A 12888-nucleotide genomic window follows, 5' to 3' on the forward strand; every position below is an offset into this window, starting at 1 on the left:
TCAACTTACCCGGCAGGACGGCCGGAAAACCTAGGTCGACCAGGTTTGCGTCGTCACAGCTTGGCCCCCAGGAACGGATAGTGAGTGTGATGCGCGATGAAGTCGCGCGCGATGTAGAGCACCCCGAAGATGACGACGCCGACAACCAGGGCATAGATCGTCCAAGCCAGCACCACCAGCGCGGGATTCCGTTTGTCGGCGTTGACGTTTCCGGTGCCCACGGCCTGCAACCGGACACCCAGCGCGAAGATCCCCGGCAGGGCCGCGCCGGCGAGCAGGCTGAACAGCAGGATCTTCAGGGTGGCTTCGTAATTGAACCAACCGGTCATGAGGCGTTCCTCGCCGGAATCTGGTCGTCGGTGCCGAACTCGGTTGGCGGGGAAGGTGGAACATCAGGTGGCTCGACGCCGGCGACCTCGAGGCCGGCGGTGACGCTGCCCTCCCACGCCTCGTTGACGTTCCGGTGGTCGACCTTGACCTTGCGCGACTGGCGGTAGATGGCGGCGGACACCCCGACCAGCAGGCCGAAGCCGATGATCGCGCCGGGATAGCCGCCGATGAGGTGCACTATCCAGTACGTGAGCGCCCCGACCAGCCCAGCCAGCGGCAGCGTGACCAGCCATGCGGTCGCCATCCGCCCGGCGACACCCCAACGCACCTCGCCACCGGGCTTGCCCAGTCCGCTGCCCATCACCGAGCCGGTGCAGACCTGCGTGGTCGACAGCGCGTAGCCGAAGTGGGCGGACAGCAGAATGACTGCCGCCGAAGATGATTCGGCAGCCATGCCCTGCGGGGACTTGATCTCGACCAGGCCCTTGCCCAGCGTGCGGATGATCCGCCAGCCGCCCAGGTAGGTTCCGGACGCCATCGCCACGGCGCAGGCGACGATCACCCACAGCGGCGGCACGGTGGCGGTCTTGCTGACGGCGCCGTAGGAAATCAGCGCCAGGAAGATGATGCCCATCGTCTTCTGCGCGTCGTTGGTGCCGTGCGCCAGCGAGACCAGCGAGGCCGAGCCGATCTGGCCGCGCCGGAATCCGGCCTCGGTGCGCTCGATCGGGACGCCGCGGGTGATTCGGTAGACCAGCCAGGTGGCCAGTGCCCCGACGAAGATGGCCAATAAGGCCGAGACCACGGCCGGGATGATCGCTTTGGAGATGACACCCTTCCAGATCACCCCGTGACCGCCGACCGCGGCGATCGTCGCACCGACGATGCCGCCGATCAGTGCGTGCGAGGAACTCGAGGGGATCCCGAGCAACCAGGTCAGCAGGTTCCAGACCACGCCGCCGACCAGACCGGCGAACACCAGCTCCAGGGTCACGATGTGCGCATCGATCAGCCCCTTGGCGATCGTGGCAGCCACCGCGGTCGACAGGAAGGCGCCCACCAGGTTCAACACCGCCGACAGTGCCACCGCCACTTTGGGCTTGAGCGCGCCGCTGGCGATGGAGGTTGCCATGGCGTTGCCGGTGTCATGGAACCCGTTGGTGAAGTCGAACGCTAATGCGGTGATCACGACGATGATCAAGAGGAACAACTGGAGGTTCACAGGGCCTGATTCTGGTGCTCGGAGTGTTCGCTTGTCGAACCGGTGACTAGGCAAAAAGCAGGAATATCGCGAGACGTTGCCAGATGTTACCTAGCAGTTCACCTTCGGTTGGTGCGCGCTCACTGCCGGGTATCCGTCCGCAGCGGATGACCCCGCGGCACCTCGATGAAAATCAGCGCAACGCCGTCCGGATCGGTCACGTGCATCTCGTGCAGGCCCCACGGTTCTTGCCGCGCCTCCCGCGCGATCGGCACCCCGCGTCCGCGCAGTTCAGCCTGGGTTGCCTGCAGGTCGCGCACCTGCAGCCACAGCGCGCCGGGAAACGGCCCGCGGGAGTGGTCCGGTTCGTCGTAACCGGTCAGTTCCAGTAGCGACTGGCCGGCGAAAAACACTGTCCCTGCCCCGTATTCACGAGCGATGGCCAGCCCGATCTCGTCCCGGTAGAAGCTCAGCGAGCGCTGGTAGTCCGTCGGCCGCAGGAGCATCCTGCTCGCCAGAATCTCCATCCTTCGTGTCTAGCACGTGTCACTCCCGGCGGTCGTTGCGCGTCTGCATCAGGGTGTTGACCCAGCGCGGGCCGACGGTGTTGAGCGCCTTGGCCGCGATGGCCATTCGCGGCGCTATCTGGACCGGCCGGGTACGCGCCGCGGTGATCATCCACTCGCCTGCCTCCCGGGGCGTCAGCGCGGGCAACCCGTCGTAGGCCTTCGTCGGCGCGATCATCGGCGTGGCGACCAGCGGGTAGTACAGGGCGGTGGAATGCACACCTTTGGGGCCCCATTCGGTTTCGGCGATCCGGGTCACCGAGGTCAGCGCGGCCTTGGAGGCGTTGTAGACCGCGAACAGCGGGGATGCCTCGTTCAGCACCCCCCAGGTGGAGACGTTGATGATGTGCCCGTCGCCACGCTCGATCATCCCCGGCGCCAGGCCGCGCATCAGCCGCAACGGTGCGTAGTAGTTGAGCACCATGGTGCGCTCGACGTCGTGCCAGCGGTCCAGCGACTCCGCCAGCGGTCGGCGGATGGACCGGCCGGCGTTGTTGACCAGGATGTCCACCCCGCCGATGCGCCGGTTCACCTCGGCCACCAGCGCGTCGACGGCTGCCATGTCCGAAACGTCGCATGGTAGCGACAGCGCGGTACCGCCCGCGGTGGTGATCCGGTCGGCCAGCGCGTCCAGTAGATCCTGGCGGCGGGCGACGACGACGACCGTGGCGCCGCGCTCGGCGAAAAGTTCGGCTGCCGCCTCGCCGATTCCCGAGGACGCTCCGGTCAGCAGGACGCGCTTGCCGTCGAGGTCGACGGGTCGGATCGCCGGTCGGTTGAGCAGCACTTGCGGCGAGGCGGGCGGGCGCATGCTGGCCAGCACCAATTGGTCGGTGAGGCGGCGCAGCGGACTCTTACTCATCAGGCGAGCGTAGTGAGGGCCGCTTGACGCTCGGCGTCCGGCGACGCCTCAGAAGTACCGCGGGAACGGGCTCCAGTCCGGTTTGCGCTTGTCCAGGAAAGCGTCGCGGCCCTCCACGGCCTCGTCGGTCATGTACGCCAGCCGGGTCGCTTCGCCGGCGAACAGTTGCTGACCCACCAACCCGTCGTCGAGCAGGTTGAACGCGTACTTCAACATCCGTTGCGCCTGAGGCGATTTCGCGTTGATCTCGGAGGCCCACTGCACGGCGACGGTTTCCAGGTCGGCGTGGTCGACCACCTCGTTCACCGCACCCATCCGGTGCATCTGCTCGGCGGTGTAGGGCCGGCCCAGGAAGAAGATCTCGCGGGCGAACTTCTGCCCCACCTGGCGCGCGAGGTACGCGCTGCCGTAGCCACCGTCGAAGCTGCCGACATCGGCGTCGGTCTGCTTGAACCGCGCGTGCTCGCGACTGGCCAGGGTGAGATCGCAGACCACGTGCAGGCTGTGCCCGCCACCCGCGGCCCAACCGTTGACCAGGCAGATCACCACCTTGGGCATGAACCGGATCAGCCGCTGCACCTCCAGGATGTGCAATCTGCCTGCCCGGGCCGCGTCGACGGTGTCGGCGGTGTCCCCGGCGGCGTACTGGTAGCCGCTGCGACCCCGGATGCGCTGGTCACCGCCGGAGCAGAAGGCCCAGCCGCCGTCCTTGGGCGAGGGCCCGTTGCCGGTCAGCAGCACCACGCCCACATCGGGGGACATCCGCGCGTGGTCGAGTGCCCGGTACAGCTCGTCGACGGTGTGCGGCCGGAAGGCGTTGCGCACCTCGGGCCGGTCGAACGCGACCCGGACCGTCGCGTCGGCGACATGGCGGTGGTAGGTGATGTCGGTCAGGTCGTCGAAGCCGTCCACGACCTGCCACTGTGCTGCGTTGAATGGGTTGTCGCTCAAGGCTGTTGAACTCCGTCCTGGTCGATGCTCAAGGCTCCGCAGCTGATCGTCTGGGCGCTGACCACCACCGGGTCCTGCGCGGACGTGGCGGTCAGGGTATCGGACCGGCCCGTGGCGGCACGGGTTCCGTCGAGGTTGATCTCGGTGCGCCGAACGGTCCATTCGCCGCCGCTGTCCAGTGCCTGCAGCCCGACCAGGCGGCGCCCGTCGCCCAGATCACTGCAGCCGACGCCGGTGCCGTCGTCGCGCAGGTTCTCCAGGTCGAAGACGAACGGCCTGCCGTAGTGCTCGTCGACGACGACCTGCAGGCGGCAGTCGGCGAACGCGTACAGTCGCGCGCTGCGTCCGTCGCTGACGATCACCTGGTGTCGGCCGTCGCCTTGGGCCTCAATAGCCAATGCCCGCAACGGAATCGGGCTCGCCGAAGTGATGTCGACCTCGGTGCGCGCGCCGCTGGCGGTGCTGACCCCGACGACACGGCTCGTGGCGCCGTCGGCGCTCTGCATCGTGCCGATGAACAGTGCGTCGGGCAGCCCGTCCCCGTCGAGATCGCCCACCTGTCGCTGCACGCTGCCGGGCGGGAGCGCGGCCCCACCCGGGGGGCAACCCGCGGACGCCTGTGAGACCGGTGCCGCGAGCAGGCTGGCGGCGAGTAGCGGCACCGCGGGTAGCGCGCGGTTCATCGGATCGGTTCGAGACGGAAGACCGCACACCGCCCGGCCAGCGCCTCGAATTCTTCGGGGCGCCCGTCCTTGATCAGACCGGAGCGTTTCATGAAGCCGACACCGGTCGGCACTTCGGTCGGAAACGCCCGCAGCACCGGCTTTGCCTCCGCCGGGGACAGTTCCACCGCACGGATGCGCTCGGTGCTGCGTCCGCGCTGCAGGGTGATTTCCCTTGCAGCCCTTACGTTCAAGACCCAGTCGGCACCCGGGAAGCCGCCCACCACATACTGTCGGCCGGCCAGCGTCATCGGCGTCACCGGTGTCGAACGCGGTGTGCCGGACCTGCGGCCGGGCACGGTCAGTACGACGGGACTTTCGCCACCGAACGTGAGGCCGAGTTTCGACAGCTGGATGAACACTGTGTTGGCCGGCTTGAGCCACCAGGGTGGCTTGATCCGTTCAGCCATGACTGCCACCCTAGCGTCGGCAATCAGCCCACGGCGCGTCCGGCGCCTTCCCAGAACCGTGCCCGCACCGCCTTCTTGTCCGGTTTGCCCAGCCCGGTCAGCGGCAGCGAGTCGACGATCTCGACCCGCTTGGGCGACTGCACCGAACCTTTGCGTTCCTTCACCGCGGACTGCACCTCGGCGGTCATCTTCTCGATCGCGGCGTCATCCCGGGCGGCGTCGGCACGCAGCACCACCACCGCAGTGACCGCCTCACCCCACTTCTCGTCGGGCGTGCCCACCACACACACTTGGGCGACGGCCGGGTGCTCGGCGATCACGTCCTCGACCTCGCGGGGGAACACGTTGAATCCGCCGGTGACGATCATGTCTTTGACCCGGTCGACGATGAAGTAGAACCCGTCCTCGTCCTCACGGGCCATGTCACCGGTGTGCAGCCAGCCGTCCCTGAATGCCTCGGCGGTCGCCTCCGGCTTGTTCCAGTAACCGCCCGCCAACAGCGGTCCGCTGACACAGATTTCACCGGGCTCACCCTGGGGCACGGGCTGCCCGTCCTCGCCGAGCAGCGCGACCCGGGCGAACAGCGTGGGGCGTCCGCAGGACGTCAACCGCTTCTCGTCGTGGTCGGCCTTGGCCAGGTAGGTGATCACCATGGGCGCCTCGGATTGGCCGTAGTACTGGGCGAAGATCGGTCCGAACCGGCGGATCGCTTCGGCCAGCCGCACCGGGTTGATCGCCGAGGCGCCGTAGTACACGGTCTCCAGCGACGACAGGTCGCGGGTCTGCGAATCCGGGTGGTCCATCAGCGCATACAACATCGACGGCACCAGCATGGTGGCTGTAATGCGTTGCTCCTCAATGACTCTCAGCACTTCGGCCGGGTCGAATTTGGCCAGCACCACCATTTCGCCGCCCTTGACGACCGTCGGCGTGAAGAACGCCGCACCGGCGTGCGACAGCGGCGTGCACATCAGGAAACGCGGGTGCTCGGGCCACTCCCACTCGGCGAGCTGGATCTGCGTCATGGCCGCGATGTTGCCGGTGGTGCCCATCACGCCCTTGGGCTTGCCGGTGGTGCCGCCGGTGTAGGCCATGCCGCCGATGTGGTCGGGCGGCAGGTCGGCGACGACCAGTGGCTTGGGCTCGAACTTGGCCGCCTCGGCGGACAAGTCGACCGCTACCTCGCTCAACTGCTCGGGCACCGGGCCGATGGTCAGGATCTGCGTGAGCGAGTCGACCTTCTCCAGCAGCCCCAGCGCGCGTTCGACGAACATCGGGTTGGGGTCGATGATCAGCGCACTGGCGCCGGCGTCGGAGAGCACGTAGGCGTGGTCGTCCAACGAACCGAGCGGATGCAGGGCGACGCGACGGTAGCCCTGGGTCTGACTGGCGCCCAGGATCATCAGCACCTCGGGACGGTTGAGCGACAGCAGGCCCACCGTGACTCCGGTGCCGGCGTTCAGCGCCTCGAACGCCTGGACGTACTGGCTGACTCGCTCGGCCAGCTGGCCCCCGGTCAGCGTGGTGTCGCCGAGGAACAGCACCGGCCGGTTCTTGTGGCGCTTGAGTGCACCCGCGAGCAGGTGGCCGTTGTGAGTGGGGTTTCGCAGCAGGTCGTCGCTCATAGGGTCAGACTAGAACGTGTTGCAATTCGGGTCGGCCGCACCCTCGATCCGTAGTATCGGCCCACATGAATGCCGCTGACACCGTCATCTTCGGGACGGTACTGACCGTCGACGAAAAGCACCCCGACGCAGAGGCGCTCGCCATTGCCGACGGCCGGATCCTCGCCGTCGGGACCCGTTCCGAGGTCGGCGGGTTCGTCGGTCCGGACACCCGGATCGTCGACATCGGGGACGGCTGCGTGCTGCCCGGCTTCATCGAGGCGCACGGTCATCCGCTGATGGAGGCCGTCGCGCTGTCGGACCGGATCGTCGACATCCGCCCGGTCACGATCCGGGATCCCGACGACGTGGTTGCCACCATCCGGCGCGAGGCCGCCCGCCGCGGCTCTGACGGCGCCTACCTCAACGGATGGGACGCCCTGCTGCAGCCCGGACTTCCCGAACCCACGCCGGCCTGGCTGGACGGCATCGCGCCGGACGGGCCGCTGGTGATCATCCACAACTCCGGGCACAAGGCGTACTTCAACTCGCGTGCCGCGCAGCTCAATGGCCTGACCCGCGACACCCCCGACCCCAAGGGCGCCAAGTACGGCCGCCTCGCCGACGGCGAACTCGACGGCACCGCCGAGGAGATCGGCGCGGTGTTCCCGCTGCTCGGTGGTGCCATCGCGGCCGACAGCTACCCGGACATGCTGCGCGCCGAGTGCGCGCGGCTCAATCGCGCCGGGCTGACCACCTGCTCGGAGATGGCCTTCGACCCCAAGTTCGGTCCGCTGGTCGCGGCGCTGCACGACGAACTGACGGTGCGGTTGCGCACCTACGAGGTGTCCAACGCCCAGTTGCACTCCGATGCGACACCCGGCCAGGGTGACGACATGCTGCGTCAGGTCGGCATCAAGATCTGGGTCGACGGCTCACCGTGGATCGGCAACATCGCGCTGTCGTTTCCCTACCTGGACACCCCGGCCACCCGCAGCGCGGGGATCAGGCCGGGGTCCTGCGGCTGCGCCAACTACACCAAAGAGCAGCTCACCGAGATCGTCGGCGCCTATTTTCCGCGTGGCTGGCAGATGGCCTGCCACGTCCAGGGCGACGCCGGGGTGGACACCATCCTCGACGTGTATGAGGAAGCGCTGCAACGCCATCCGCGCAACGACCATCGCCTGCGGCTCGAGCACGTCGGCGCGATCCGCCCCGAACAACTGCAGCGGGCCCACGACCTCGGCGTCACCTGCAGCATCTTCGTCGACCAGATCCACTACTGGGGCGACGTCATTGTCGACGGGTTGTTCGGCCCCGAACGCGGCAACCGCTGGATGCCGGCCGGGTCGGCGGTGGCCACCGGCATGCGGATCTCGCTGCACAACGACCCACCGGTCACCCCCGAGGAGCCGCTGCGCAACATCAGCGTGGCCGCCACCCGGATGGCGCCCAGCGGCCGGGTGCTCGCTCCCGAAGAGCGGTTGACCGTCGAGCAGGCGATCCGAGCGCAGACCATCGACGCCGCCTGGCAGTTGTTCGCCGACGACGTGATCGGCTCGATCGAGGTCGGCAAGTACGCCGACCTGGTGGTGCTGTCCGCCGATCCCCGAACCGTGCCGCCGGAACAGATCGCCGATCTCGACGTGCGCGCGACCTATCTGGCGGGACGCCAGGTTCACTGACTGCCGGTGCGCGCGCGGGCTGCGGCAAGAAGCTCGTCGACGGCCGCGCCCAGGCACTGCTCGTAGACCTCGGGGTCGGGCAGCGCGGCGCGGTCGGCGGTGAAGCAGAAGGTCACGCGGTTGCCGTAGCTGCCGATGCCGTTGTTCAGGCCCATGCCGTCGAGCACCGGGCCCAGGCCGGTGGTGTCGACCATCTGCGCGCCGCAGAAGTACATCGGGGTCAGCGGTCCGGGAACGTTGCTCACCAGCGTGTGGGCGACGACGGCGCGCCCGCGCCGGCTCAGCGCGCGCACCGCGGCCCGCTGGACCGTGCCCATCAGCCCGCCGAGGGCTTCCTCCGACATCTCGATCAGCGAGCGCACGGGATGCGCGCCGGATTCCTTGACGTGCGCGGTCGACGTGACGATGCGCGCCAGGCGTTCCAGCGGGTCGGCTTGGTCGGTCGCCATCGTGATGGGCGACACCGCGTATTCGTTGCCGCTGGTATTGGTGCTGGTCGCCGAACTGGCCGCGCCGGTGGCGCGGGTATTGGTCGGCCGGACCGAGATCGGCATCATCGCCACCAGCGCCTGGTCGGGCAGCTCGCCCTTGTCGGCGAGGTAGCGGCGAATGGCCCCGCCGACGATGGCCAGGCCGATGTCGTTGATCTTGGCTTCCGGCATGGCGGTACGGATCTCTTTGAGGACATCCAGCGTGGTGTAGGCGGTGCCGAAGACGCGGTGTGGCGACACGATCTGGTTGAAGCGGGTCGCCCTGGGCAGCGACGCGGGCGAGGTCACGTCGGGGTCGCGGTTGTCCTGCACGAGGGTGGGCAGTTGGCGTGCGACCTTGCGGACCCGGCCCAGCACGTCGAAGGGGCGGATGACGCCGTGCAGCGCCGCGCGGCTCAGCAGCTCGACGTCCGACGGGGTGGGGTCGGGCTTCCAGTCATAACCCTCAGGCACCGGCGGCGGCGTCCCGTCGGGTTCGTGGGTGTGGATTGCGGTGAGGATCTCGGCGCCGGCAACTCCGTCGATGGCGGCATGGTGGATGCGCAGGAACACGGCGAAGGCACCTTCCGGCAGGTGGTCGACGCCGTCGAGGCCGTCGATCAGGTACAGCTCCCAGGGCGGCCGGGTCAGATCTAGGGGCCGGGCGTGGATGCGGGCGATCTGGGTGCACAGCTGCCGCCAACTGCCGGGCCGGGGCAGGGCGATGTGCCGGACGTGGTATTCGAGGTCGAAGTCGCCGTCCCGGATCCACCACGGCCGGTCGACGCCGAACGGTACGTGCACGAGTCGCTCCCGGAAGCTTTCGGCGACATGCAGACGCGCTTCGACGTAGCGCAGCACCTCTTCGTAGGTGACGGGCTCGCCGTCGCGCGTGGACGGGTCGTAGATGCCGACGATGCCGACGGTGTTGTGGGCGTTCGCGGTGTCCAGTGCCACCATCGTCCAGTCAGCGCTGGACAGCTGACGCATGGTTCCTCCTCAGGTGCATCCCGGCTAGTGTCGCAGTCCGCACGAGGTGAGGACCGAGGCGATGTGGTCGTCATAGTCTCTCCCGCGCCACGCGGTGAGGTGGCCGCGCGGCCGCCAGGCGATCGACGGCTGGTCCCAGTGCCGCCAGAGTTCGGCGGCGCCGCGGGGCGGGGCGATCCCGTCGACCTGACCGGCCACGATGTGACGCCGTTCGTGGGGTACCAGGCAAGGCCGGGCAAGCGGCGACACGACCCGGTGCACCAGCGCTGAGCGATCGTCGTGCACCTGACGGTGCAACCGGCGCTTGGCGGACGTCAGCGGGACGGCTTCGCGCATCGACGCGGCCAGGTCGCTGGTGGGCACGACCGCGACCAGGCAGGCGAGGTCACCCTCGAGCGTCGCCAGCAAGCTGATCACGTAGGAGCCCAGAGACAACCCCAACACGCCGACCGCAGGCGCCTGCTGGTCGTCGCACAACCACTGCAGCAGTCGGCGAATGTCCCACACGGCCTGGGTGAGCCCTAGCACGTTGTTCGTCGCGAAGACGTTGGAGGCGAACTGTGCGTAGGGGGAGTAGCCGCAGGCACGAGACCCGTGCAACGGGAGTACCGGGAGCGCCACGTTGATGCCGAGCTGCTCGTGCAACCGGCGCACCCGCAGCATCCGGAGATCGGAGGGCCGTCCCATGCCCTGTCCGTGGACGGCGACCAGCCACGGTCGGGGCGCGCCGGGGTGACGCAGCAGCCGGACCGGCACCGTGTGGTTGGCGGCGAACGACCGCCAGCGCTCGGCGCCCGGTTCGCCCGCCTCGGGCTGCCAACCGCTGTCGAACCGGACGAGCTCGATCCCCTGCAGTGGGTTCGTCTGCACGTCAGGGGGAGGCGGCTGTCGATGCCGGCGACCCGGGTCGTCGAGCCAGCCGGCGTCCCGGTAATACGCCACGGCGGCGTCGAGTTCGGCCGATGCCACCGCATAGTGCTCCGGCGATCCGAGCGACGACAATAGCGGCATCGGGCCGGCGGCCAGGGCGTCGAGGGCGGCGGCCACCCCCAGGCCGACCGACGGCCGTGGCACCGGCACGCCGTCCCGCGCAGTCACGCCGTTGCGGGTCGCGGTCGTCACCCGCGCGACCTCGCGCGCGCCGGCCGCACCGACAGCTGCCAGCGACGCGGTCGCGACGGTCAGACCCCACCGGGTCGACCGCCTCACCGTCGCGCTCGTTCGGCAGTCATCGGTCCTCCGGCCGCACTTGTGAAGAATTAACTTCTCCATTTTGGAGAATCACGTTATCACATGCGGACGCGCGGTCGGCCAGAATTTGAGACCCTACGAGGGTGTCCCCGCTCCCTACCGTCGACGACCTGCTGGACCGGCTGCACGTCGTGGCACTGCCGATGCGGGTGCGCTTTCGCGGTATCACCACCCGCGAGCTGGCGCTGATCGAGGGCCCGGCGGGTTGGGGGGAGTTCGGCGCCTTCGTCGAATACGAACCGCCGGAGGCCGCGCACTGGCTGGCATCGGCGATCGAGAGCGCGTATCTGGAGGCGCCGCCGGTGCTGCGAGACCGCGTTCCCATCAATGCCACCGTTCCGGCCGTCAGTGCCGCCGAGGTGCCCGAAGTCCTGGCCCGGTTCCCCGGCGCGGGTACCGCCAAGGTGAAAGTCGCCGAGCCGGGACAGAGCCTGGCCGACGACGTCGCCCGGCTGAATGCGGTGCGCGCGTCGGTTTCGACCGTGCGGGTGGACGCCAACGGCGGCTGGAGCGTGGACGAGGCGGCGCGGGCCGCTGCGGCGCTCACGGCCGACGGCGCGCTGGAGTACCTCGAACAACCCTGCGCGACGGTGCCCGAGCTCGCCGAACTGCGCCGACGGGTCGAGGTACCCATCGCGGCGGACGAAAGCATCCGCAAGGCGCAGGACCCACTGGCCGTGGTGCGCGCGGGCGCCGCCGACATCGCGGTGCTCAAAGTTGCTCCGCTGGGCGGGATTTCGGCGATGCTGTCGATCGCCGAGCAGATCGACATCCCGATCGTGGTGTCCAGTGCACTCGATTCCGCCGTCGGTATCGGCTACGGCCTGACCGCCGCCGCGGCGTTGCCGGAGTTGCGTCATGCCTGCGGGCTGGGCACCGGCAGATTGTTCGTGGAAGACGTCGCGGACGTCGCCGAACCCCTCGACGGCTGCCTACCGGTCGGGCCGGTAGCGCCCGATCCGGCGCGGCTGCGGGCGCTGGCCGCGCCCGCAGAGCGGCGGCGGTGGTGGATCGACCGGGTCAAGGCCTGCCACCCGCTGCTTGTACCGTCGAGCGAGTGATCAACCTGGCTTACGACGACAGGGGAAACGGTGAGCCCGTTGTCTTCATCGCCGGCCGTGGCGGTGCCGGCCGTACCTGGCATCTGCATCAGGTGCCGGCGTTCCTGGCCGCCGGGTACCGCTGCGTCACATTCGACAACCGGGGGATCGGTGCGACCGAGAACGCCGAAGGTTTCACCACGGCGACCATGGTCGCCGACACCGCCGCGCTGATCGAGTCGCTGAATCTGGGTCCGGTCCGCCTCGTCGGGGTGTCGATGGGATCGTTCATCGCGCAGGAACTCATGGTGGTGCGCTCGGAGTTGGTCAGCTCCGCGGTGCTGATGGCCACTCGCGGTCGGCTGGACCGCTCACGCCAGTTCTTCGGCCAAGCTGAGTCCGATCTCGACGCGGCGGGGGTGCGGCTACCAGCCACCTATGACGCGAAAGTCCGTCTGCTGGAGAGCTTTTCGCGCAAGACCTTGAACGACGACGCCGCGATCGCGGACTGGATCGCGATGTTCAGCATGTGGCCCACCAAGCTGACTCCCGGATATCGCCGGCATCTGGATATCTCGCCGCAGACCAACCGGTTGCCGGCCTATCGCAACATCGCCGCACCGGTGCTGGTACTCGGCTTCTCCGACGACGTGGTCACGCCGCCGTATCTGGGCCGCGAGGTCGCCGACGCCTTGCCGAACGGGCGCTACCTGCAGATCCCCGACGCCGGGCATCTCGGGTTCCTGGAACGGCCGGAAGCCGTCAATGCCGCGATGTTGAAGTTCTTCGCGGGAGGCAGGGCCTAG

Annotated in this window: 13 protein-coding genes; 3 read left to right on the plus strand and 10 right to left on the minus strand. The window is 68.6% G+C overall.

Annotated elements, in window-relative coordinates; genetic code table 11:
- Window positions 1-53: 53 nt before the first annotated feature.
- From AC5Y5Z_RS03445 to fadD8, 8 genes are all read right to left on the minus strand, one after another.
- Complete coding sequence (locus tag AC5Y5Z_RS03445; protein ID WP_463825694.1) at window positions 54-329, minus strand: hypothetical protein; 276 nt, start codon at window positions 327-329, stop codon at window positions 54-56.
- Window positions 326-1552, minus strand: coding sequence for an inorganic phosphate transporter (locus tag AC5Y5Z_RS03450; protein WP_463825695.1), 1227 nt, complete (start codon window positions 1550-1552; stop codon window positions 326-328). Before AC5Y5Z_RS03450 ends, AC5Y5Z_RS03445 begins: the two co-directional genes overlap by 4 nt.
- Before the next feature lie 119 nt (window positions 1553-1671).
- Window positions 1672-2058: a VOC family protein gene (locus AC5Y5Z_RS03455; protein WP_463825696.1), complete on the minus strand. Its 387-nt coding sequence runs from the start codon at window positions 2056-2058 to the stop codon at window positions 1672-1674.
- 19 nt (window positions 2059-2077) lie between these two features.
- Window positions 2078-2959, minus strand: a complete 882-nt coding sequence (locus tag AC5Y5Z_RS03460) for an SDR family oxidoreductase (RefSeq protein ID WP_473139392.1) — start codon at window positions 2957-2959, stop codon at window positions 2078-2080.
- A 48-nt stretch (window positions 2960-3007) separates the two neighbouring features.
- The gene (locus AC5Y5Z_RS03465; RefSeq protein ID WP_463825698.1) at window positions 3008-3910 is read right to left on the minus strand and encodes a 1,4-dihydroxy-2-naphthoyl-CoA synthase; all 903 of its coding nucleotides are present in this window, start codon (window positions 3908-3910) and stop codon (window positions 3008-3010) included.
- A complete protein-coding gene (locus AC5Y5Z_RS03470; protein ID WP_499923369.1) occupies window positions 3907-4593 on the minus strand; it encodes a hypothetical protein in 687 nt (228 codons plus the stop codon). Before AC5Y5Z_RS03470 ends, AC5Y5Z_RS03465 begins: the two co-directional genes overlap by 4 nt.
- Complete coding sequence (locus AC5Y5Z_RS03475) at window positions 4590-5042, minus strand: nitroreductase family deazaflavin-dependent oxidoreductase (RefSeq protein WP_499923373.1); 453 nt, start codon at window positions 5040-5042, stop codon at window positions 4590-4592. The genes AC5Y5Z_RS03470 and AC5Y5Z_RS03475 overlap by 4 nt, the downstream gene beginning before the upstream one ends.
- A 23-nt stretch (window positions 5043-5065) precedes the next feature.
- Window positions 5066-6667, minus strand: a complete 1602-nt coding sequence (gene fadD8 / locus AC5Y5Z_RS03480) for a fatty-acid--CoA ligase FadD8 (protein ID WP_463825701.1) — start codon at window positions 6665-6667, stop codon at window positions 5066-5068.
- Window positions 6668-6732: 65 nt separating this feature from the next.
- On the opposite strand from fadD8, the gene AC5Y5Z_RS03485 reads away from it, so the two are divergent.
- Window positions 6733-8331 (plus strand): amidohydrolase, encoded by a 1599-nt coding sequence (locus AC5Y5Z_RS03485; protein ID WP_499923376.1) that lies wholly within the window; start codon window positions 6733-6735, stop codon window positions 8329-8331.
- Here AC5Y5Z_RS03485 and AC5Y5Z_RS03490 read toward each other — a convergent pair.
- Together AC5Y5Z_RS03490 and AC5Y5Z_RS03495 are read right to left on the minus strand one after the other, a co-directional pair.
- Window positions 8325-9791 (minus strand): wax ester/triacylglycerol synthase family O-acyltransferase, encoded by a 1467-nt coding sequence (locus AC5Y5Z_RS03490; RefSeq protein WP_499923379.1) that lies wholly within the window; start codon window positions 9789-9791, stop codon window positions 8325-8327. The two genes, AC5Y5Z_RS03485 and AC5Y5Z_RS03490, sit on opposite strands and share 7 nt — an antisense overlap.
- 24 nt (window positions 9792-9815) lie before the next feature.
- Entirely contained in the window at window positions 9816-11000 is a 1185-nt protein-coding gene (locus AC5Y5Z_RS03495) for an alpha/beta hydrolase family protein (RefSeq protein WP_499923381.1), read from the minus strand.
- A 185-nt stretch (window positions 11001-11185) separates the two neighbouring features.
- On the opposite strand from AC5Y5Z_RS03495, the gene AC5Y5Z_RS03500 reads away from it, so the two are divergent.
- Both AC5Y5Z_RS03500 and AC5Y5Z_RS03505 read left to right on the plus strand, forming a co-directional pair.
- A complete protein-coding gene (locus tag AC5Y5Z_RS03500; RefSeq protein WP_499923672.1) occupies window positions 11186-12103 on the plus strand; it encodes an o-succinylbenzoate synthase in 918 nt (305 codons plus the stop codon).
- Entirely contained in the window at window positions 12100-12888 is a 789-nt protein-coding gene (locus tag AC5Y5Z_RS03505) for an alpha/beta fold hydrolase (protein ID WP_499923384.1), read from the plus strand. Before AC5Y5Z_RS03500 ends, AC5Y5Z_RS03505 begins: the two co-directional genes overlap by 4 nt.

This window comes from Mycobacterium sp. NGS29, assembly GCF_059812965.1.

Coding starts and splice junctions, on each gene's coding strand:
- AC5Y5Z_RS03445 (WP_463825694.1), bottom strand. CDS start 329: ATGACCGGTTGGTTCAATTACGAAGCCACCCTGAAGATCCTGCTGTTC.
- AC5Y5Z_RS03455 (WP_463825696.1), bottom strand. CDS start 2,058: ATGGAGATTCTGGCGAGCAGGATGCTCCTGCGGCCGACGGACTACCAG.
- AC5Y5Z_RS03460 (WP_473139392.1), bottom strand. CDS start 2,959: ATGAGTAAGAGTCCGCTGCGCCGCCTCACCGACCAATTGGTGCTGGCC.
- AC5Y5Z_RS03470 (WP_499923369.1), bottom strand. CDS start 4,593: ATGAACCGCGCGCTACCCGCGGTGCCGCTACTCGCCGCCAGCCTGCTC.
- AC5Y5Z_RS03475 (WP_499923373.1), bottom strand. CDS start 5,042: ATGGCTGAACGGATCAAGCCACCCTGGTGGCTCAAGCCGGCCAACACA.
- fadD8 (WP_463825701.1), bottom strand. CDS start 6,667: ATGAGCGACGACCTGCTGCGAAACCCCACTCACAACGGCCACCTGCTC.
- AC5Y5Z_RS03485 (WP_499923376.1), top strand. CDS start 6,733: ATGAATGCCGCTGACACCGTCATCTTCGGGACGGTACTGACCGTCGAC.
- AC5Y5Z_RS03490 (WP_499923379.1), bottom strand. CDS start 9,791: ATGCGTCAGCTGTCCAGCGCTGACTGGACGATGGTGGCACTGGACACC.
- AC5Y5Z_RS03500 (WP_499923672.1), top strand. CDS start 11,186: ATGCGGGTGCGCTTTCGCGGTATCACCACCCGCGAGCTGGCGCTGATC.